Genomic DNA, 21244 nt, shown 5'->3' on the forward strand with positions numbered 1-21244 from the left:
CGACGAGCCTGTTGCAACTGTTGTTGCAACGCGTCGCGCTGCTGCAATACGCCGGCGTAACGTTGCTGCTGTTCACGCAGGCTGTCTGCCTGAGTTTCGATGTCCGTCAGCGGGCCAAGAAACCAGCTCTGCACCAGCAACCACCACGCCGCCCACAGGGTCAGCGCCAGCGCAATCAGCGCCGCGCCGCGACGTTCGCGCGCAGTCAAATCACGACGCATCGGCGGGCTCCTTGCGCAGCTGTGCAGCTGGCTGCGAGCGCAAATGCGCGCGCAAATGCGCGCGCAAATGCGCGCGTAGAGAAAAGCGCTCTTTGCCGGTCTGTTCGTCGGGCTGAATGATCCCCTGAAATTGCGCATCGCTGAGGGTTTGGCAGTTTTGCGCACGAGCGATCAACGCGCTGGCCTTGGCACTCTGGCCAGTGATCGAGACGCCGCCGTCTTCGCTGATCTCGAGTTGCTCGACCCAAGTGTCCGCGCCCAGGCAACCGGTGAGGTCGAGCAGCACGCTGGACACGCTCGGTTGCGCGCTCTTGCGTTGCGCCAGATAGCGCGCGGCGCCCTGGGTGTTGACCAGTTCGCGGCGCAGCTTTTGCAATGCCTGAACCTCGTCGCGTTGTTGCTCCACCGTCGCTTGCATCGCCGCGACTCGATCAGCACGAACGTCCAGCCACATCAGCATGCAGGCCAGCAACAGGCCGACGCAGCTCACCGCCAGATAACCTGACAAATGACCGCGATTGGCGCCCTGACGCGGGTGTTGGTCTGGTAACAGATCGACGCCGAGAGGTTGGCCGTCGGCACCGCGACAATCGATGGCGTGCAGGTGCAAGCCGCGCTCTTGGCAGTGCTCGAGGACCGCTTGCAAACGCTCGCGCACAATCGCCACCAGCAGCACCCGCGCCAGGGTTTTCCCGCGGCTTTGCACACGCGTGACGAAGTGCATGTGCTCGCGCGGAAACGGCGTGTACTTGTCCAGCTCGAAACCGACCACGCTGCGCAGTTCGCGAGTGGCGGCCAGCGGCAGATTCAACGGTTGCGCCAGTACCATCGCGTAAGGCAAAAGCAACACAACCCGCTCGCCGTTACAGTCAGGCAGTACATCGGGCAATGGCCAATTCAAGCGACGCTCGCGCTGGCGCGGCAGAACAGCGCTTTGCACGCGCGCCGGCAATGCGTTGCGCAATTCCTGCAACCACGCTTGCCACACACGTTGGCCAAGACTGCCGCGCCAGTGGCCGTGCCAACGGGCGTTGAGCTGGGCAAAACGCTGAGCCAGAGGTGCTGAGATCAATTGCTTCATTCCTGCCAGCGCAAGACCCGGTACGGTCGTGCGCCCTCCTTCGATGGATTCAGTAACAAGGTGACGCGCAGCGTCGTGGTGTAACCGCCGGGCAAAGTCGCCCGGCTTTTCAGGGTGATGATCGAACCGGCCGGCATCACCGTCGCTGGTGCTCGCGGCAAATTCAGCGTGCGTTGCAGCCACGGCGCCGCGAAGCGCGGGTCCGGGCTCGGCAGCCCGCTCCATAACGTCACATAGGGTGCCGCTCGCTGGTACAACGCCTGAGTCATGCCGGGTATTTCGCGCATCTCTTCAACCATTCGCAGCGGCGTCTGATCCTCGCCGCGCCGCTGCTCGACCGCGTGCGCCAGTTGTCGGGCCTCAGCGGGCGCGGCGCCGCAGGCCTGTAACAATCGGGCGATCAGCTCGGCAGGCGCCGCATTCAGATCCAGTTGCCCCTGCTCACTGCGCAGGCTGACCGCCAGTTCTGCTCCAGCAAAACCCAGCGCGTGCACTTGGCGGTCGGCCAGCCAGCGCCGTTGCGGATCGCGATCGAGCTGGGCGATGACCGCCAGAGCGATGCCCGCCTCGGCAGCCAATTGCCCCTGTAAATGCTGGCGCTGCCAGAGCGCCTGGCGGTTTTGCAAATGCACCCAGCCCACCAGACCGGCGAGCAATGTGCCGAGCAACGCCAACACCCACAGCACCAGCAGCAGCGCGACCCCGCGCTGACGTTTCATGGCGCCGTGTTCTCGCCGGACAAGTCCAGGCGCAGGCGAATAACCTGCATCGGCCAGACAACCGCACCAGCCAATTGCGCGTCGATGCGCACTGCGCGCGGCAACAGTCCGGGCCACGGCCAATGATCCAGCCACCTGCCGGCTCCTGAGGGCGATTGACCGCGGTAGCTGATTTGCACTGACTTGACCTGCTGCAACAGCACTTGCGGCTCTCTCGCCGGCTGCAAGACTTCGCCCTGCAAACGCTCCAGGGTCACCTGCAATCGGCCATCCGCCAGACTCACTTGATGTCGATACACACCACCGCCCAAGGTCGCTGGCAGCGGCGCGTAGAAACTCAGACTCTGCGTGTCGCCTTGAAACATCGGCGACTGCGCTTGCCCCGGTTTCCCCGCCGCCAGCGGCAACGCCTGAGCGATGGCGCGGCGCAAAAAGTTCTCGCTCGAACGCACTTCATCAAGGCGGCTGCTATAGCGTTCAGCCTTGGCCATCGCCCGATTGGCGCCGGACAGCGCCGCGCCGATCAACGTCAGCAACAGGCCCAGCAGACTGATCACCACCAGCACCTCCAGCAGGGTGAAACCGCGCTGCTGGCGTTTCATCGCGCCGCCCCGCTGCCGGCGCTGCGCACTTGCAACGTGCTGTAGCGCGCTTGCCGAGCGCCATCGCTGACGTGCAGATCAAGCCGATAAGCATTGGCCGCCCCAGCGGCGCCGGGCACCAGGCTCACGTCCATCTGCCAATGCACCCCGCTCCACTCGCCGTCGCTGCGCCCCACTTGCAAGGCGCGGTCGCTGGCGTCGTCGATCAGCGAACGCGCGACCAGACTCAAGCGGTCGCTGCGCTGCACTTGCTGTAAGGCGCGTGCGCCGTTGCCGAATGCGACCACCAAAACACTGCTGCACAGCGCCAGCACGGCCAGCGCCGCGAGCAATTCCAACAAGGTAAAACCGCGTTGGCTGTTCACTTGAGCGCGTGCAACTGAACGTTGCCGGTCAGCCAATTGATATCGATCCGCCAATGCTGGTCGTTGCGCGACACCAACAGGTGGCCGCCGCTCGATCCGCCGTCCGGATAAAACTCGAACGCCGCGCCGAGCCCTTCGGCGGTGACCAATTGCAGGTGCATATCCTGCGGCAGGCTGTGGGCCTTTTGGTCGGGGCCGTGAAACCGCGCGTGGCGCAGATCAAAACGCGTCTGCGCCGGTTGGCCGGTGACGATGGCCTGCACCCGCGCGGCGCGCAGCGACTGGACCAATTGCGTCAGCGCCTGCCGGTCTTTCGCCGATTGCAGGCCCTTGCCGACACCGAAGCTGATCAAACCGATGCTGACGCCGATCAAGACGATCACCACCAGCAGCTCGATCAAGGTGAAGCCGCGCGAGCGCTGCAAGGCGAGCATGGTCATTCCCAGTTGCCGAGGTCGGCCTTGTAGCCTTCACCGCCAGGTTGACCGTCCTGACCATAGAAAATCAGATCGAAACTGCCGTGCTCGCCGGGGTATCGATAACCGAACGGGTGGCCGAATGGGTCCTTGAGATCAGACGGCTTGGCGTAGGGGCCAGCCCAGCCCACCGCATTGGCCGGTTTGGCCAGCAACTGCTGCAAGTTGCCCGGCGGGCTGCCGACATCGAGGCCGAAGCTTTCGACTTTCATGCTCAGGCTCGACAGCTGCGCTTTGCCGGCGCCGTACTTGCCCTTGTCGACGTTGCCGCCAACCTGGCGCACGACGATGGTGGCGACAATGCCGAGCAAGACAATCACCGCGAGCATTTCCAACAGAGTGAAACCGCCTTGCCGATGGCGGGCGGCAGCGTTCGAACGGGACATGATTTTTTCCTCAAATGTTACTGGTAAGGCTCATCAGCGGCAGCATGATGGCGAGCATGATCACCGCGACCAGCACCGCCATGGCCACGGTCAGACTGGGCACCAGAGCGGCGAGCAAGCGGTCGATGCCGCGTTTGGCCTCGACATCGAAAACCTCGGCGACCTTGAGCAACATCGCGTCGAGATTGCCGGCCTGTTCGCCGACCTCAATCATTTGCAGGGCCAGTTCCGGCAGCAGCGGCTGCTCGCCGAACGCCTGCGCCAGCGTCCCGCCGCCCTTGACCCGCTCGGTGGCCTGCTCGACCTGGGCGCGCAAGGCATGATTGCCGCAGACCTCGCGGACGATAATCATCCCTTGCAGCAGCGCCACGCCGTTGCTCAGCAACGTCCCCAACGTGCGCGCCAGGCGTGCCGCCTCGATCCGCTGCAGCAATGGGCCGATGACTTTGATAAACAGCACACGCTGGTCATGACGTTGCCGGCGTTGCGGATCGCGACGTGCGAGGGCGACGCCCCACACCACAATCACCAAAGCCGCGAGCACCAGCAGGCCATAAGCGCTGAGGAATTCGCCGAGGGCGAGAATGACCTGGGTAATCAGCGGAATCGGCACGCCGAGATCGCGAAAGATCGGCACGAATTGTGGCACCACATACGCCAGCAACAGCGCCAGCGACCCGAGCACGCCGACGACCAGAAAGGCCGGATAGATCAGCGCGTTGATCACTTCGCCGCGCAACGTCTGGCTGCGTTCGAGGTAATCGGCGAGCTGGCGCAAGGTGTTTTCCAGCGAGCCGCCCGCCTCACCGGCGCGCACCATGCTGATGTACAAAGCGGAAAACTGCCCGTGCTCCTCTTCGAGCGCTTGGCTCAACGGCTTGCCGGCCTTGACCTGTTCGCGCACACGTTCAAGCAGTGCCCGGCGACGCGGGTCGCTGGCCTGCTTGAGCACAATGCCCAGCGAACGCTCCAGCGGTTGACCGGCGCCCAGCAGTGTTGCCAGTTGTTGGGTGAAACTGACCAACGCGGCGCCGTGCATGGCGCTGCGCCGCAAGGAAGCACTCAAGCCATTGCCGGCGCACGCTTGCAGACTGAGGATCAACCAGCCGCGTTTTTGCAGTGCGGCGACCGCGCCGGCCTCATCGGCGGCTTGCAGATTGCCTTGTCTCGAGGCGCCGTCGGCGTCCAGTGCGCGGTACTTGAAATGAATCATGATCAATCGCCGCGCGTGACGCGCAGCACCTCGTCAAGGGAGGTGATGCCGGCGATTGCCTGACGCAAACCGTCCTCATACAAGGTGCGAAGACCACCACGCCGGGCGGCCTGTTCGAGGGTGGCGGCATCGGCCTGACGCATCAGCAACGAGCGCAGTTCTTCGTTCATCACCAACAGCTCGGTGATGGCGCTACGTCCGTGATAACCGCCGCCGGGCGCCTCGGTGTCCGGGCGATACAGCAAAATCGGTCGTTGCTTAGTGAACTGCTGCAGACCGTGCTCGGCGATCATTTCCGGCGGCGCTTCATAGGCAATTCGCGTCTGCGGATCGAGGCGCCGCACCAGGCGCTGGGCAAGAATGCCTTTGACGGTGGAGGCGATCAGGTAGCTTTCGACGCCCATGTCCAGCAGGCGCGTGATACTCGCCGCTGCGCTGTTGGTGTGCAGGGTCGAGAGCACGAGGTGGCCAGTCAACGAACTCTGGATCGCGATGCGACAGGTCTCCAGATCGCGCATTTCACCGATCATGATCACGTCTGGATCCTGGCGCACAATGGAGCGCAGCGCATTGGCGAAGTCGAGGCCAATCGCCGGTTTCACCTGAATCTGATTGATGCCTTCGAGCTGATATTCGACCGGGTCTTCGACCGTGATGATCTTGCGCTCGGCGGTGTTGAGCCGGGACAGCGCGGTGTACAACGTCGTGGTTTTGCCGGAGCCGGTGGGGCCGGTCACCAGCAGAATCCCGTGCGGACTTTCGAGCACGTCGAGGAAGGTGTTCAGGCGCTCGCCGTCCATGCCGAGGCTGGGGAAATCAAAGCTCACCGTGCGCCGGTCAAGCAGGCGCATCACCACCGATTCGCCGAAACTGGTGGGCACCGTCGACACGCGCAAATCCAGCTCTTTGCCCTGAATGCGCAGCATGATGCGGCCGTCCTGGGGCAAGCGCCGCTCGGCGATGTCGAGCCGCGCCATGATCTTCAGACGCGAGATGATCGCCGCCGAAGAACTCGACGGCGGCGCCTCGGCTTCGTGCAGCACACCGTCGATGCGGTAGCGCACTTTCAGCTGGCTTTCGAACGGTTCGATGTGGATATCCGACGCCCGCTGTTCCACCGCAGATTGCAGGATCAGGTTGACCAAGCGGATCACCGGCGCCTCGGATGCCAGGTCCTTGAGGTGTTCGATATCGTCCTCGGCGCCGCTGTTATCGTCCAGCGACTCGATCAGCGCGTTCATGGCGCTACGGCCCTGGCCGTAAAGACGTTCGATCAGCGTGTTGACGTCAGCGGCGGTCGCCACGCGCAACAACACGGTTTTGCCCGCGCAGTAGCCCATTGCGTCCAGAGTGTATTGCGTCAGCGGTGGACTGGCCGCGACAGTGACCGTGGCGCTATCGGTCGCCACCGCAACGACGCCGTGATGACGCAAAAATCGCTCGCTGCCGATCGGCAACGGCTCGATGCCCCACGCCGCTTCATCGAGTGCCAAACGCGGGACACCGAGCAGCGTCGCGTAAGCCTCGACTGCCTGATCGTCACGCACGCTGCCCAGGCGCAGCAGATTGCGCAACACCTCCTCATCGCTATCACTTTCCGCCAGGCACAGTTTGCGTGCGCGATTGACGTCGGAGGCCTTGACCTCGGCATTGTCGATCAACCACTGGCATATTGCGGATTGCGAAGGAAGTTGCATCACACTGTTTACTATCTCTTGGGCGCAAGCAACTAACGACACCACAAGCGAAACGCCAAACGACGTTTCACTCGATGAATCGATAATTGAATAATCAATAAGGTGCACAGTTGCCAAAGTTGGCGCTGACATGTCGCTATGGCATTCGCGGGGTCATGTTTCACCCCATTGAACGCGAATGCGAAAGGCAGAAAGGTAACTGCCGGGAAAGCTTATCAGAGCGCTAAACCTAATTGCAACTAGGTTTAGCGTGTGATTTTATATTGCTCACCCTAAGCAAAAAACGCTGTTTTAAATCAATTTAATTTCTATTTTTAGGATAGAAACGCCGCGAAAACCTACTTTTTCAACACGCACGTTGGAAAACTATCAACTGGCCACCATCGAAAAAGGCCCCCGAACGTCGCTTTTCTCCCCACCCATTTCCAATTTGGAAAATTTGTTTTGCGAGCATTGAACTTTCATGTGCATGCTTCGGACTTATGTGCGACTTCCAGACTGCAAGTTTGCAATCGTGCAATAACGACTCTTCCACAAACCGAGAATTGATCGATGCTTCGAATCATGTCGCCCGTTATGGGCGCAATACTTTTGTGCGCGCAAAGTTTACCCGCCATGGCGGCGGACAATGCCTCAGCGGCGAACGGCGGCAACGCGGAACAACAACTGCGTGAACAAATCGAGGCCAAACGCGACCAGCTCACTGGCGCCGCCAACCTCGCTCCCGCCACGCAAAACAGCGTGGCGACGATGCTCGATGCGCCGGTGGAAACCGCTGACGCCCCCGCGCAGGTGCAGCAGCCATGAACCCGACCCATGCCAACAGGACTTTTGCCTTGTCAGCCTTTAAACACACCTTGGGCTTGAGCGTGCTGACCTTCAGCATCGTCCAGGCCAACCTGGCGCTCGCCGCCGTCACGCCGGCCACCGGCAACGAAGTCGAAGCGCGCGTCAGTTCGATCCTCGACAACATGAACCTGTCGGAAAAGATCAACTTCACCCGCGTCAATGACGGTCACATGATCCCTTCCCTGCTCAAGTGGGGCATCAAGGGCACCACGGCATACGACTCGTCGATGGGCGTGCACGTCAATAACGCCACGTTCGGCGCGCAGTACCCGTCGCAATCGGCACTCGCCGCAACCTGGAGCATCAACCGCGCCAAGGAATTCGGCCTGGCGATCGCTTATGAAACGAAGATCTCCGGCGGCCAGCAGATGTTGTCGCCGGGGGTGAACCTGTACCGCACACCGTTCAACGGTCGCTCGGCAGAATACGTCAGTGGCGAGGATCCATTCCTCGGCGCGGTACTCGCCCCGGCCATCGTCAACGCGATCCAGGCCCAAGGCATCCAGGCCAGCGGCAAGCACTACCTGGCCAACGAGCAGGAAGCCAACCGGCAGGCGGTCAACATCGTCGCCGACGAACGCACCCTGCGCGAGATGTATCTGCCGGGCTTCGAATCGATGGTCAAGAACGCCAACGTCGCCTCGATCATGTGTGGTTTCAACAAGGTCAACGGTGACTACGCCTGTGAAAACCATCACCTGATCACCGACGTGCTCAAGGGTGAATGGGGTTATCAGGGCACGGTGATCAGCGACTTCAATGCCATTCACAATGCGTTCAAAGGCGCGTGGGCCGGCACCGACATCGACATGCCGTCGGGCCTGCAATTCACCGAAGCCAACCTGATGCCGTACGTGTGGAGCGGCCAACTGACCCAGAATGTCATCGACGACAAGGTCAAGCGTAACCTGCGCGCCATCGTCAGTTACGACTTCCAGGAAAACCTCAACACCGCCAAAACCCTCGACCACCCCGAGTACGGTGCGCGCGCTTCGCTGAACACCGCGCGTGAGGCAATCGTCCTGCTGCGCAACGAGAAAACCAGCGCTGGCAAGCCGCTGCTGCCACTGGCCAAATCGGCGAAAATCGCGGTCATCGGTGACTGGGCGAACCAGGCGCCGGCCTCGCCGTTCGGTACCGCCAACTCGCCACCAAACAGCTACGTCACCGAACTGAGCGGCTTGCAGCAACTGGCGTCGAGCAGCTCCAACGTTACTTATCTGTCCGAAATGAGCCTGAATCCGAAGAGTTCGGTGTGGTATCAGCCGTCCACCGGCAGCAGCAACATCAGCAACTCCGGGGTCAAGGCTGAATACTTCGCCAACACCAGTTTCTCCGGTACTGCGGCGCAGACGCGTGTCGAGCCGGGCGTCAATTTGAACTGGGCCACCAGCACCAACGAAACCAACAACGGCACCACTACGGTGTCCGGTTTCAGCCCGACCGCCGGCAATTTCTCTGCGCGTTTCACCGCGAACATCAAACCTGTGGTCTCCGGTCCTCAGGTGTTCAAGATTCGCGCGGACGGCCCGTACAAACTGTGGGTCAACGATGAACTGATAGTGCAGAGCGACGGCGTGCCGTACTCCGCCGACGTGGTCAACGCGCTGACGACTTCCGGCAAGACCGCCAATCTGGTCGCCGGCAAGCAATACACGGTCAAGCTCGAATACCAGCGTATCCAGGGCAACTTCATCCCGGCACTCGGCGGCCTCACCGGCGTGCAAATGAGCTGGGCGGCGCTGCGTCCACCTGCGGATTTGTCGAAGTACGATGCCGTCGTGGTGGCCGCCGGCACCAACTATGAAAACGAAGGCGAAGGCTCCGACCACGGTTATGAACTGCCGGATCAACAAGCGGAGCTGATCAAGCACGTCGCCAAAGCCAACCCCAACACCATCGTGGTGATGCACGGCGGCGGTGTCGCGGACATGCAGCCATGGGCGAAGAAAGTCGGCGCAACCCTGCAAGCCTGGTTCCCGGGTCAGCAAGGTGGCCAGGCGCTGGCGGAGATCCTCTACGGCAAGGTCAACCCGTCGGGCAAACTGCCGGTGACCATCGACAAGAAGATCGAAGACAACCCGAGCTACGCATCCTATCCGGACCCGGCGGCTTATCGCGGCGACAATGCGCTGACCGAGATGACCTACAGCGAAGGCCTGTACCTGGGCTATCGCGGCTACGACAAGAAACACGCCAAGCCGCTTTACCCGTTCGGTTTTGGCTTGTCCTACACCACGTTCGGTTACAGCGACATGAAGCTGTCGAGCAACGTGCTGACGCCAGGCGCCACGGTTGACGTGAAGTTCACCGTGACCAACAAGGGCGACAAGGCCGGTTTCGAAGTGGCGCAGCTGTACGTGCAGCCGGTAAAACCTGCGGTCGACCGTCCGGAGAAAGAACTCAAGGGCTTTACCAAGGTGTATCTGCAGCCTGGTGAGAGCAAAACTGTGAGCATCCCGCTCGACTCGCGTTCGCTGGCGTACTACGTGGATAACACCGCGAGCTGGAATGTCGATGCCGGCAAGTTCAAGATCCGCGTCGGCACTGATTCAGAAGATCTGGCCCTGAGCCAGACGCTGATCACGCTGTACCCGGAGCAATTGACCACCCGCGACAGTAACCCGCTGCCAGTGCCACTGCGCAAAGCCGTTCAAGTATCGGCCACGCAAACGTACTGACCGTTGCATAAGGCTCAGGGATGAGCCTTCTACTCAGGTTTTAAATCAGCTTTCAAATCAGCTTTCAAATCAACAGCGAGACGGCGCAAATAGCCGTCAAACACGTTCAACACGTCGACCTCTGCCCGCCCTCTCAGCCACTGGATTTGCAGCCCGTCCATCATCGAGAAAATCTCTTGGGCGAGCGCCTTCACGTCCACTTCCTGACGAATCTCCCCCGCCTCCTGCAAAGACCCAAGGTGCGCCTGGGCGTGCCCATGCACCATGTCGAACTTGTCTTTGTACCAGGGGAATGCCGGATGCTTTTCCGACAGGCTTTCGGTGTTGATCATCACGGACGCCTGGCATTCGCACGCATCCTCGACGCTGAAACTCATGCTCAATCGCAGAAACTGCAAAAAACCTTCCAGCGTCGGCGCGGTGGCCAGATCACCGAAACGTGCGACTACCCGTTCATCCCGACGGTCGATAAGCGCCCGCAACAGCGCCACTTTGTTCGGAAAATGGTGCAGCAAACCGACGGTGGTGATCCCGGCAATGTCGGCGACATCGCGCATTGAAGCGCCGAGATAACCGTCCCGGGCGAAGACTTCAGTGGCGGCATCGAGCAGCGCCATCCGGCGCATTTCGCCTTTAGGCGCGCGGCGACGCTTGGGGCCCTGCGCATCCGTCGATTGGTTTTGAGTGTCCATGACTGCCATAAAAATCCGTTGAAAAGGTGTTGGTTCAGTGCAGATGAAGCGCCTGCGTGCGTTGGGCAAAGTAACGCCGCGAGACCACTGACGCCGTGACGATTGCGGCGATAGCCACCAGTGAGTTGCCGGTCCACATGCCCAGTACCGCGCCACTGGCACCAAAATGATCGGCGCCGGCATACACGAATGGCAGGGTGCCGAGCGTACCGCGGATCCAGCCGAACACCGGCACCCACCAGGCGCGGTCCATCGTCAGGAACATCGACTGCGCGACAAAATCCAGGCCGAAGACAATCCACAACCCGGCGCCGATCCGACAGAACGCCAACAGCAGCTCTCGCCCCGCGTCCACCAGATGAAAATAATCGGCAATCCACGGCCCCGCCAACGCCAGGCAAAACCACAGCGCCACACCATAAAGGACGACGCAGCGGCGGGTAAAGACCACAATCGCCTTGACCCGGTCATCGCACCCCGCGCCGAGGTTCTGCGCGATCACCGGAACCAGCGCACCCGGCAAGGCGAAAAACACGCAATAGCCAAACTGCAGAATGCGATCAACCACCGCCATTCCGGCCAGCGCCGACGTGCCCACGCCCGCCATCACCACCATCAGGTAAGTAATGCCCACGGGCATGGCCAGATTGCCGAGCATCGCCGGAAGTGCCACGCGCAGGGTGCGCCCCGTGTGCAGCGCCAATAATTTGAGATTGATCAGCGCCGACAAACCGATGTGGCGCTTGACCAGCACCAGACCGAGGGTCAGCGACACAGCCGCTGCCAGCAGACAGGAAATACCGGCGCCTTCCAGGCCCATGCCGAGGCCGAAAATAAACAGCGGATCGGCCACCGCCAACGTCCCCGCCCCCGCCAGCAACACGGCGAGCGCCAGCCTCACCTGACCCTGCGCGCGAAGCATTTGCACGCACATCTGCGTGGCCGCAATCAGAATGCTCGAGGGCACCACCGTCCACAGGTAAAACCGCGCAGCCTGGTAAACAGCGAGATCGCCACCGAGCCAGCGCGCCAACGGCTGCGCGAGCAGCAATTCGAGCAGGACAATCGTGCTCGAAAGCACCAGCGCCATGATCAGCATATGGCTGGTAAGCCGGGCCAGCGACCGCGAGGCATGTCGGCCAATCCGCTCGGAAAGCAACGCGCCAGCACCGATTACCAGGCCGGCGGAAAAAGCACTGTTGATGAACATCAGCGTCTTGCCGAGCCCGACCACGGCCAGCAGGCTTTGGTCGTCGAGCATCGACACGTACATCAGGGTCAGGATGTCGACGAGGAAAATCGCGAGCAAACCCAGTGCGCTGGTGCCTGCCATGTTCAACACATGTCTGCCGACGGGTCCCTCCGTGAACCTGGCATGGTAAGTGGTCATGTTGATGCTCGAATGTTTAGGCGACGGCTTGCGCAGGCATGCTGCTGAACCGAAGGCATGCCGCTTGAAAGCGTGGGTTGGGATTTTGTTGGGTGTATGGGCTGGCGCAGATGATTGCAACCGGGCCGTGACTTGGCAAGCGGGGGATTTTACGGCAATTGACAGCTATCGACGGCTACTTGTTTGAGGAAGCTAGGGCGTAAAGCCCTAGCTGACAGCAGGTGTCACTTTTTCTTTTTAGCCGGTTTGTCTGCCTTCTCTGATTTCTTGGCCTTCTCGGGCTTGCTATCAGCTTTTTTTGCAGATTTCTTTGGTTCGGCGTCTTTTTTCTTGTCCTTCTTATCTTCCTTGTCCTTCTTGTCTTTCTTTTCGGAAGACTTCGAAAGAGCCGAGGCCGCGGCTGATTTCTTCGCCGGCGAGGACTTTTTGTCCTTCAGTTCTTTGCTGGCTTTCGAAGCGTCGTCTTTGCTTTTCTTGTCGTCTTTAGCCACGTTGATCACCTCTCGGAAAATGCCGATATTGGCAAATTGCCTGCGCAAATATTCACAAGCTGATCATTAGGCGAGCGCGTGGAAAAGCGGTTCAATTTTTTTGCTGTCGGAACTAATCCATATCGCGATGTCAATTTGATTGCACGGTGCGACACAACATCATTTTGGAATAATCAGCGTCAGGCAGACCTGACGCCAATGGAGCGGTAGATGAGACTGATCATTGCGGTGTTATTGATGCTGAGCGGTTACGCCCACGCCAGTTGCAGCAGCATAAGCGACAGCGACCAACGGACTTATTGCTACGCCAAAACCAAAGGCGAAAGCTGCAGCACCATCGGCAACAGCGACCTGCGCACTGCCTGCTATGCGGAAACCAAGGGCGAAAGCTGCAGTACCATCGGCGACAGCGATCAGCGCACTTACTGCTACGCCAAAACCAAGGGCGAGAGTTGCAGCACCATCAGCAACAGCGACCTGCGCACTACGTGTTATGCGGAAACCAAAGGTGAGAGCTGCAGCACCATCAGCGACAGCGATCAGCGCACCTTCTGCTACGCCAAAACCAAAGGCGAAAGTTGCAGCACCATCAGCAACAGCGACCTGCGCAACGAGTGCAATGCGCTGAAACACTGATACCGCCATCGCGAGCAAGCTCAGCTCCCACAGGGATTGGGTTTAACCCTGTAGGAGCGAGGCTTGCCCGCGAAGAACGATAACGCGGTGCATCAGCCCAAACCGTGGGAGCAAAGCTTGCTCGCGATGAACGATAACGCGGTTGTGCCAGACCCGACGCCTTCGCGAGCAAGCTCAGCTCCTACAGGAACCGGGTTTGACCTGTAGGAGCGAGGCTTGCCCGCGAAGAACGATAGCGCGGTGCATCAGCCCAAACCGTGGGAGCAAAGCTTGCTCGCGATGAACGATAACGCGGTTGTGTCAGGTCCGACGCCTTCGCGAGCAAGCTCAGCTCCTACAGGGATTGGGTTTAACCCTGTAGGAGCGAGGCTTGCCCGCGAAAAACGATAACGCGGTGCATCAGCCCAAACCGTGGGAGCAAAGCTTGCTCGCGATAAACGATGACGCGGTTGCGCCAGACCCGACGCCTTCGCGAGCAAGCTCAGCTCCTACAGGAACCGGGTTTGACCTGTAGGAGCGAGGCTTGCCCGCGAAGAACGATAACGCGGTGCATCAGCCCAAACCGTGGGAGCAAAGCTTGCTCGCGATGAACGATAACGCGGTTGCGCCAGACCCGACGCCATCGCGAGCAAGCTCAGCTCCCACAGGGATTGGGTTTAACCCTGTAGGAGCGAGGCTTGCCCGCGAAGAACGATAACGCGGTGCATCAGCCCAAACCGTGGGAGCAAAGCTTGCTCGCGATGAACGATGACGCGGTTGTGTCAGACCCGACGCCTTCGCGAGCAAGCTCAGCTCCCACAGGGATTGGGGTTGACCCTGTAGGAGCAAAGCTTGCTCGCGATGAACGATAACGCGGTTGTGCCAGACCCGACGCCTTCGCGAGCAAGCTCAGCTCCTACAGGGGTTGGGGTTGACCCTGTAGGAGCGAGGCTTGCCCGCGAAGAACGATAACGCGGTGCATCAGCCCAAACACCGTGGGAGCAAAGCTTGCTCGCGATGAACGATGACGCGGTTGTGTCAGGTCCGACGCCTTCGCGAGCAAGCTCAGCTCCTACAGGGATTGGGGTTGACCCTGTGGGGCCGGGTTGCTTCTACCCGGCTTGGCTGGCAGGCGATTGTGGATGGAGAAGGCGATTTCGGTCGCGCAGCGCTATTTCCTTCACGCGTTCCAGGCTGCGGTTTTTCGCTCGGGCTTCAAAACCGCCCTGCTCGAATAGCGGCCTCAGCTCTTGCGCCCGTTTCATCCCGATGCGCTCGATCAACCAATCCTCTAACTGCACATCCAAAAACGGAAACGCCCTGCCGGTTTTTCTGCACAGGGCCAGCGCCCGCAGCTCGGTCATCTGGATGATGTCCGTGATGTCGCCATCCATGGAAACCAGCGTCGGAATATAGGCAGCGCCAAGCGGCAGGCCTTTAGGGGTGGCCATGTCATCCATTATTCTCAACATGAACACGTCCCAGACGCAGCCCTGCAACACGGCATGCGCTTTCTTTTTGGTTTCAATAGAGTTGAGTTTTTTGGTCAAGCCGGTTTTCCCTTTGAAAAGGATATCCGAGCAGATCCGCAGTTCTCTGACCATGACGGTGTGCAGCTCTTCACACATGAACTTTATGAGTTCAACGAGCTTGTGCGCCGGTGATTTTGTCGAGGCGCCATCGATGATTTTTGTGCGAACAATCATCGCCTCGATCAACAGCAATCTGGACGCTGTTTCCTCGGCCAGTGCGTCGGTCAGGAAAGCTGCGATCATCTTGTCCGCCGCCAACTCTGACTTTTCTCGATGGCGACTCAGAAACCGTTCGCTCCACCCCTCGCCCAGGGGATCGTCATCGTCATGCATCGCGATAATGGCCGCCAGATTTTCCCGGCACGCCGCGTGGGTCTTGGCGTCCCAACTTCTTTGGCATTCCCACAAGTAATAAAACGGATTGAGCGTTTTAAGATCCTGCAGAGGTAACACTTCTCGAATACCAGAAATGAATGCAGGCAAGTCCTTCGAGTTGGAGACGCCGTAGGACGCTTTCATGATGAAGGTCGCTACGTTGGAGTCAGCGTAAACGCCATAGCCGATCTGGTAGCCAATAGGCGCGGAGGAAGTTGCAAACTCTTTATCGAGCACTATCAGCGAACGCCCGCGCATGGCGGTCGAAACAATCCCGTTCGCGCCGAAACTGCGCCGGCCGATTTTAAAGGAGCCTCTGTCATCGGTGCAGGCATACAAAATCCGCCAATCACGCAGAATCTCGAGGTTTTCTTTGAAGATTTCAAAAGCGTCCGACACATCGTCTGCGGAACACACCGCATGAATGGCGGATTGCACGTCAAACTCCTTGAACTTTGGCGTCCTGCGCGACCGCAAAGAACCCGCCATGGAATAAAACTTACGCAAAACTGAGTGATACAAGCCCTTGAGTGTCATCAGCAAATCCCTTTTCGTTTCTTGATCCGTCAATTCTGTAGTGAGGGAGCAAGCCCCCTCACCGGCCTGAATTATCCAGGCTTGTGGTTATCCAGCAACCGATTGACCGCTAACTCGCCCATCGTAATTACCCGTTGCAGCACCAGCAGCGTTTGCCGTCGCGGGTTGTCCGTCAAGCCAACCATGTCGTTGACGATGATGCTGGCGGAGGCCAACGCATCACACGCATCAACGAGTAAAGTCTCGTCGTCCGCATCTGCGTCGATGGCAAAAATGTTGCTGGGTTTGCGTGGCGCTATCTGCGTTTTCGTCGCCCCGGGATTGAGGTAGTACTCAAGTGCGCGGTCTGCCGCGACTTTCATCTTTTGCGGATCGAGATCGAAAGTGGCGTCGTAGGGTACTGGACCGGTATTCGGGGGATTCGGCGTTACTTTGAACATAGTTGCTATACCTCATTGAAGGGCCGCAACCATTCCCTACTAAAAGAAGGGTGGCAGCTGTACGCAGGTTAGTAGACCGGGAGGTTTAGCAAAAACCGGCGCACCCGAAGGTGCCCTGCGCACAACTGCCATCAAATACAGATACCGAAATACCTGAATGAACAGAGTTGATGCACCTCACTAAAACTCTCGAGCTACTAAACCCGACCACTGATGAGCAGTGGCAGGCAAACAATAGGGCTCAAGAGCAAGGCGCACAAGCCGGCGGATTCTGTCTTAACCGTAGGCAAAGGCACAAGGTTTTGTAGTCTTCAGGACGTTTCAACGGGTGTCGCCAAACAGATTCCACTAAACATGTTTAGAAGCCAGCAAACAGCCACCAGGCCCGTGGCAGACGCCGAAAAACCTGACGACCGACACCTCTGATTACAGTCAATCGCGAACCTTTCGCCACCAAACCGCGTCCGAGCTAGGGTCTTGATGCTTACCGCTCGCCGCGAGGTTCCTGTTTGAAAGCTGCCATCGTTGAAAAATACCGCTTGATGATCAAAACCATGGGCTATGTCGGCTGGGCCTTGTTCTGGCTGCTGCTGTGGGACATCGCGGTCACCATGGACTACATGCTGTTCCTCAATACCAAGATCAACCTGCCGCTGATGCCCCTGACTTTGCTGGGTTCGGCGCTGATCGTACTGATCAGTTTTCGCAACAGCAGCGCCTACAACCGCTGGTGGGAAGCGCGGACGCTGTGGGGCTCTATGGTCAACAATTCACGCAGTTTTACCCGCCAAGTGCTGACATTGCTCGACGACACCGACGGCGAAATCAACCCGATGAAGTCGACGCTGGTGCGTCGCCACGTCGCCTACGTGAACTGCCTGGCCGCGCACCTGAAGGGCGAGCCGTGCCCGGACGAGGTTCGCGCATTCATCCCGGCCGAAGAATTCGCCCGCAGCGCCACCACCAACAACTTCGCCAACGACGTGCTCAATGGCTCGGCCGCCCTGCTGGCCCTGGAATACAAGGCCGGGCGGCTCGACAGCATTCGCCTCACGCGGCTGGAATCGACGCTGGTCGAACTGTCCAACAGCCAGGGCGGCATGGAGCGGATCGCCAATACGCCGCTGCCCTACCCTTATGTTTACTTTCCACGGCTGTTTATTTCGCTGTTCTGCCTGATCGTGCCCGTTGGCCTCGTCGAGTCGCTGGGTTGGTTCACCCCGCTGGCCTCCACCGTGGTCGGTTTCATGCTGTTGGCCATCGAACGCATCGGCACCGACCTGCAAAGCCCGTTTCGCTCCAGCGAACATCAAATCCAAATGGAAGCGATCTGCGAAACCATCGAGAAAAACCTGCAGTCGATGCAGCGTGATTCCTTGGGCAATGACCGGATTGGTTGAGCCGTTTTCATTCCTGTCACCAAGGCTGGCGGCCATGGCTGCCAAAGAAGCCACCGGTGGGCCCTTCATCTCCAATCAAAGCGAACTTGAGCGCTGTCGCTGCACCCTCCTGCGGCGTCAAGACCCCGGAATTGCCGTTCAAATCGGTGCGCACGTGGCCAGGCTCGACCGCGTTGACCTTGATGCCCAACGGTTGCAGTTCTTTGGCGAACGCCACCGTCACCGCGTTCAGCGCGACCTTTGACGCGGTGTAATCCAGCAGGTTGACGCTGGAATAAATCGACGTCGGGTCGGTGATCAACGTGAGCGAACCGACGCCGCTGCTCATCATCACGATACGTGCGCGGTCGCCGGCCTTCAGCAGTGGCAGAAACGCCTGGGTCACGCGTACGGGGCCGAACAGGTTGACCTCAAAAACCGCTTTCATGTCCTGCATGCGCACCTCGCTGGGCGCCTTGCTCATGTCTGCGGCGATCCCCGCGTTGTTGACCAGCACCTGCAGCGCATCGATTTCGCCGGCAAGTAACGCGGCGGCGTGATTCACACTCGCTTCATCCGCAACGTCGATGACCAACAGCTTTGCGTCAAGGCCCAGATCGCGCAAACCGGCGACCGCGTGCTCGCCTCGCACCCGATCGCGCGCGCCGAGCCACACGCAAAAACCAGCCTCGGCAAGGCCTTTGGCGATGGCAAGACCAATGCCTTTATTGGCGCCCGTGACCAGCGCCTGTCGTTTGTTCGTCATGTTGAGCCCTTGTTTGGGAGAAAATCGACCACGCATGCACGCTGTTTAAAACAAGCGAGCATGCGCCGTATCTTTTGCTGTTACGCGGTGTGCGCCACGGCGTCGCGCTGCGCGCCTTTGACGTGGTGTTGCAGATCGCCGGCAAAACGCAGCGTCACCTCGCGGCGGCTGAAGCGCCACTGGCCATCGTGGCGTTCGAACTGGTCGAGGTATTTGCCGGCGCAAATCGGCTGCAACGGGAAGCCGTCAATCTGCTGATGCACCGTGTAGTAACTGGCCGAACTGGCGGTTACGCCCGACGGATCGACGTCGATCAGCACATTGGTAATCGAATGCCAGGTGCGTGGCGTGCCATCGGCGTGAACTTGCAAACCGGCTTCGAAAAACCCCAGAAGCCCCTCCAGCGTAGAAGCCTCGGTGCCGAGCACGTGGATCACCGCATGCTGCAAAACCTCGGCGACGCCAGCAAAATCACCGCTGTCGAGGCGATGAATGTAAGTGGCGTGAAGGTGATGAATTGCACTTTCGGCCGCCAGTCGCGCGACGATATCCGGGGTGTGGCTGCTGTCATTCATGGCTGTTGCTCCAGGTAAAAGCGTTTCGGGAATCTGTTGTCGAGTCGTGTTGACTCAAATCTGCGAGGCGCCGCCGTCGGCAAACAACTCGACGCCGTTGATGTAGCTCGAGGCATCGCTGGCGAGGAACGCTACTGCCTGGCCGATTTCATGCGCCTGGCCGATGCGCCCCAGGGTGCTTTTTTCGCTCAGTGACTGAATGACTTCCTGCGCGTGTTCGGCGAGCAAGTTGCGCAACGAAGGCGTATCGACCGGGCCGGGGCTGAGCAGATTGATGCGCACGCCGGAACCTTTGATGTCCACCACCCAACTGCGCACCAAGGCACGCAACGCGGCTTTGGTCGCGCCGTACACGCTGAGGCCCGGGCCGGGATTGATCGATGCGGTGGAGCCGATGATCACAATGCTGCCGCCCTTGCCCATCAGCGTCAGCGCCCCTTGCACGGTGAAGGTCACGCCTTTGACGTTGGTGTTGAAGGCGCGGTCGAAATGCGCTTCGGTGATTTCACCCAGCGGCGCCAGTTCGCCGGCCCCGGCGTTGGCGACCAACACATCCAGGCGACCATGACGCGCCTTGATCTGACTGAACAAGGCGTCCAAGTCAGCGCCATTCGAAACATCCGCGGCGATTGCGCTGGCGTTATCACCGAGGCTGGCCAGCGCTTCGTCGAGCTGCGCCTGGCGGCGACCGGTAATCACCACGTGAGCGCCCTGCCCGGCCAGTTCCTGCGCAATGGCCAGGCCCAAACCCGAGGCTCCGCCAGTAACGAGTGCGACTTTGTCTTGAAATTGCATGCTGATTTTCCTGTGTGTGCCGATAAATTTATTTAGCGGACACTACATAGCGTCAAGCCAGGATGCAAGATATTTAGTGATCGCTACATAGAGTTTCTGTGGATGGCTGGTAATTGCTCTGATATGTAGCGCTCGCTACACTGCTGGCCTAATCGATGAGGTCACCATGAACGACAAGCTCCGCCAACGCCGTCCCGCCTTCGATAGAGAAGCGGGCGTCGCCATCGCTCAGGCGATGTTCCACGAGCGTGGCTTCGATGCCGTGAGCCTGACGGATCTGGTGGAAGCGATGGACATCAAGCCACCGAGTTTTTATGCGGCTTATGGCAGCAAAGCCGAGCTGTTCGAACGCGCGATGCAGCGCTACGCCAGTGAAAATGCGCTGCCGCTGGACAAGTTGCTGGCGCCGGATCGACCGCCAGCCGAAGCCCTGGCTGCGTTGCTATTAGCGGCGGCCAAGCAGTACGGCAGGGACAACACGCTGCGCGGCTGCATGATTACCGAAGGCCTGCGCGCCGACGATCAAACCGCCCGGAGCATGGCCGAGGCGCTTGCCGATGGCGGCATAAAGGCTATCCACGACTATCTGCAAGTGGTCCATCCGAACAATGCGCAGACGCTCGCCGACTTTATTAGCGTGGCGCTGCGCGGGTTGTCGGCATCGGCCTGCAATGGCATGCCGCGCAAACGCCTGATCGAAGTGGCGCAAACCACCGGCCGTTTGATTGCGCACGAGTTGGCCACCGCCAAGGGCTGATCGGCGGCGGCCGTTGCAAGGCGTTTTCCGCGACTCACGGAAAAATCTATGCGTTTGTCCTGACCTTTTTGCAGCACTGGGCCTCCAACCCTGAGACGGCCGACATGGCTTCAATCCCAGACAGCTGATTTCAGCCAAGGACAGACGATGACTTTTTTTGTTTTCCTTCTAGCCTGCGGTGCCGCGGCGAGCACCGGCATCATGTTCAAACCCGGCCCGTGGTACCAAGCGCTGATCAAACCGCGCTTCACCCCGCCCAATTGGTTGTTTCCCGTGGCGTGGACGACGATTTATTTGCTGATTTCCTGGGCCGGTTATCGCTTGAGCCTGATACCCGGCAGCCAAGTGGTGCTGGCGTTGTGGGCGGCGCAAATTGCGCTGAACACCTTGTGGACGCCGGTGTTTTTCGGCGCGCACCGGATTTTCGCCGGCATGGTGATCATCTCGTTGCTGTGGCTGGTGGTCGCGGCGATGGTGGTATTGGCGATGCGCCTGGATGTCATCACCGGGCTGATTCTGTTGCCGTACCTGGCGTGGCTCTGCGTCGCGGCGGCGTTGAACTTTTCGATTTTGCGCAACAACCGCTGAGGTCAATTGCGGCGCTCCTCGG

22 protein-coding genes and 1 pseudogene are annotated in these 21244 nt (G+C 59.7%); 6 read left to right on the forward strand and 17 right to left on the reverse strand.

What is annotated here, in order from left to right:
• From BI292_RS21555 to gspE, 9 genes and pseudogenes are all read right to left on the reverse strand, one after another.
• A pseudogene (locus tag BI292_RS21555) lies at nt 1–221 on the reverse strand (type II secretion system protein GspM); the annotation flags it as partial.
• The gene (locus BI292_RS21560) at nt 211–1302 is read right to left on the reverse strand and encodes a type II secretion system protein GspL (protein ID WP_101209095.1); all 1092 of its coding nucleotides are present in this window, start codon (nt 1300–1302) and stop codon (nt 211–213) included. The gene BI292_RS21560 and the pseudogene BI292_RS21555, both read right to left, overlap by 11 nt.
• Complete coding sequence (locus BI292_RS21565) at nt 1299–2021, reverse strand: type II secretion system protein GspK (RefSeq protein ID WP_101209096.1); 723 nt, start codon at nt 2019–2021, stop codon at nt 1299–1301. Before BI292_RS21565 ends, BI292_RS21560 begins: the two co-directional genes overlap by 4 nt.
• Entirely contained in the window at nt 2018–2623 is a 606-nt protein-coding gene (locus tag BI292_RS21570; RefSeq protein WP_101209097.1) for a prepilin-type N-terminal cleavage/methylation domain-containing protein, read from the reverse strand. Before BI292_RS21570 ends, BI292_RS21565 begins: the two co-directional genes overlap by 4 nt.
• Entirely contained in the window at nt 2620–2988 is a 369-nt protein-coding gene (locus tag BI292_RS21575; protein WP_101209098.1) for a prepilin-type N-terminal cleavage/methylation domain-containing protein, read from the reverse strand. The genes BI292_RS21570 and BI292_RS21575 overlap by 4 nt, the downstream gene beginning before the upstream one ends.
• On the reverse strand, nt 2985–3422 hold the full coding sequence (locus BI292_RS21580; RefSeq protein WP_101209099.1) for a GspH/FimT family pseudopilin: 438 nt from the start codon (nt 3420–3422) through the stop codon (nt 2985–2987). The genes BI292_RS21575 and BI292_RS21580 overlap by 4 nt, the downstream gene beginning before the upstream one ends.
• Nucleotides 3423–3424: 2 nt before the next feature.
• Nucleotides 3425–3850, reverse strand: coding sequence for a type II secretion system major pseudopilin GspG (gspG, locus tag BI292_RS21585; protein WP_101209100.1), 426 nt, complete (start codon nt 3848–3850; stop codon nt 3425–3427).
• Nucleotides 3851–3860: 10 nt separating this feature from the next.
• Nucleotides 3861–5063, reverse strand: coding sequence for a type II secretion system inner membrane protein GspF (gene gspF, locus BI292_RS21590; protein ID WP_101209101.1), 1203 nt, complete (start codon nt 5061–5063; stop codon nt 3861–3863).
• Nucleotides 5064–5065: 2 nt separating this feature from the next.
• Nucleotides 5066–6760, reverse strand: coding sequence for a type II secretion system ATPase GspE (gene gspE / locus BI292_RS21595; protein WP_101209102.1), 1695 nt, complete (start codon nt 6758–6760; stop codon nt 5066–5068).
• A gap of 564 nt (nt 6761–7324) precedes the next feature.
• Between gspE and BI292_RS21600 the strand changes: the two genes are divergently transcribed.
• Nucleotides 7325–7567 carry a hypothetical protein gene (locus BI292_RS21600; protein WP_178076611.1) on the forward strand — a complete coding sequence of 81 codons (243 nt, stop codon included), beginning with the start codon at nt 7325–7327 and terminating at the stop codon, nt 7565–7567.
• A complete protein-coding gene (locus BI292_RS21605) occupies nt 7564–10290 on the forward strand; it encodes a glycoside hydrolase family 3 protein (protein WP_178076612.1) in 2727 nt (908 codons plus the stop codon). Before BI292_RS21600 ends, BI292_RS21605 begins: the two co-directional genes overlap by 4 nt.
• A 29-nt stretch (nt 10291–10319) precedes the next feature.
• Here BI292_RS21605 and BI292_RS21610 read toward each other — a convergent pair whose 3' ends face one another.
• The 3 genes from BI292_RS21610 to BI292_RS21620 form a co-directional block, all read right to left on the reverse strand.
• Nucleotides 10320–10916 (reverse strand): TetR/AcrR family transcriptional regulator, encoded by a 597-nt coding sequence (locus BI292_RS21610; protein ID WP_371918746.1) that lies wholly within the window; start codon nt 10914–10916, stop codon nt 10320–10322.
• A gap of 100 nt (nt 10917–11016) precedes the next feature.
• Nucleotides 11017–12372 carry an MATE family efflux transporter gene (locus BI292_RS21615; RefSeq protein ID WP_101209105.1) on the reverse strand — a complete coding sequence of 452 codons (1356 nt, stop codon included), beginning with the start codon at nt 12370–12372 and terminating at the stop codon, nt 11017–11019.
• Between the two features lie 224 nt (nt 12373–12596).
• Nucleotides 12597–12863 (reverse strand): hypothetical protein, encoded by a 267-nt coding sequence (locus BI292_RS21620; RefSeq protein ID WP_256592719.1) that lies wholly within the window; start codon nt 12861–12863, stop codon nt 12597–12599.
• A gap of 210 nt (nt 12864–13073) precedes the next feature.
• Here BI292_RS21620 and BI292_RS21625 point away from each other — a divergent pair, with 210 nt between their 5' ends.
• Nucleotides 13074–13499, forward strand: a complete 426-nt coding sequence (locus BI292_RS21625; RefSeq protein ID WP_101209106.1) for a hypothetical protein — start codon at nt 13074–13076, stop codon at nt 13497–13499.
• Nucleotides 13500–14590: 1091 nt separating this feature from the next.
• Here BI292_RS21625 and BI292_RS21630 read toward each other — a convergent pair.
• Together BI292_RS21630 and BI292_RS21635 are read right to left on the reverse strand one after the other, a co-directional pair.
• Nucleotides 14591–15922: a hypothetical protein gene (locus BI292_RS21630; protein ID WP_101209107.1), complete on the reverse strand. Its 1332-nt coding sequence runs from the start codon at nt 15920–15922 to the stop codon at nt 14591–14593.
• Nucleotides 15923–15993: 71 nt separating this feature from the next.
• Nucleotides 15994–16362, reverse strand: a complete 369-nt coding sequence (locus BI292_RS21635; RefSeq protein WP_092280422.1) for a DUF6124 family protein — start codon at nt 16360–16362, stop codon at nt 15994–15996.
• Between the two features lie 509 nt (nt 16363–16871).
• Between BI292_RS21635 and BI292_RS21640 the strand changes: the two genes are divergently transcribed.
• Complete coding sequence (locus BI292_RS21640) at nt 16872–17762, forward strand: bestrophin family protein (RefSeq protein WP_092280420.1); 891 nt, start codon at nt 16872–16874, stop codon at nt 17760–17762.
• A 16-nt stretch (nt 17763–17778) separates the two neighbouring features.
• Here the strand turns inward: BI292_RS21640 and BI292_RS21645 are convergent, their stop codons facing one another.
• The 3 genes from BI292_RS21645 to BI292_RS21655 all read right to left on the reverse strand — a co-directional run bounded on the left by BI292_RS21645 (nt 17779) and on the right by BI292_RS21655 (nt 19877).
• Nucleotides 17779–18507 (reverse strand): SDR family oxidoreductase, encoded by a 729-nt coding sequence (locus BI292_RS21645; protein WP_101209108.1) that lies wholly within the window; start codon nt 18505–18507, stop codon nt 17779–17781.
• An 80-nt stretch (nt 18508–18587) separates the two neighbouring features.
• Entirely contained in the window at nt 18588–19082 is a 495-nt protein-coding gene (locus tag BI292_RS21650; protein ID WP_101209109.1) for a nuclear transport factor 2 family protein, read from the reverse strand.
• A gap of 54 nt (nt 19083–19136) precedes the next feature.
• Nucleotides 19137–19877 carry an SDR family NAD(P)-dependent oxidoreductase gene (locus BI292_RS21655; RefSeq protein ID WP_101209110.1) on the reverse strand — a complete coding sequence of 247 codons (741 nt, stop codon included), beginning with the start codon at nt 19875–19877 and terminating at the stop codon, nt 19137–19139.
• A gap of 166 nt (nt 19878–20043) precedes the next feature.
• Between BI292_RS21655 and BI292_RS21660 the strand changes: the two genes are divergently transcribed.
• Together BI292_RS21660 and BI292_RS21665 are read left to right on the forward strand one after the other, a co-directional pair.
• Nucleotides 20044–20634 carry a TetR/AcrR family transcriptional regulator gene (locus tag BI292_RS21660; RefSeq protein ID WP_101209111.1) on the forward strand — a complete coding sequence of 197 codons (591 nt, stop codon included), beginning with the start codon at nt 20044–20046 and terminating at the stop codon, nt 20632–20634.
• A 147-nt stretch (nt 20635–20781) separates the two neighbouring features.
• Nucleotides 20782–21222: a TspO/MBR family protein gene (locus BI292_RS21665; protein WP_092280414.1), complete on the forward strand. Its 441-nt coding sequence runs from the start codon at nt 20782–20784 to the stop codon at nt 21220–21222.
• Nucleotides 21223–21244: the final 22 nt, after the last annotated feature.

Origin of the sequence: Pseudomonas sp. 43NM1 (genome assembly GCF_002836905.1) — a bacterium.
Taxonomy (GTDB): Bacteria; Pseudomonadota; Gammaproteobacteria; order Pseudomonadales; family Pseudomonadaceae; genus Aquipseudomonas; species Aquipseudomonas prosekii.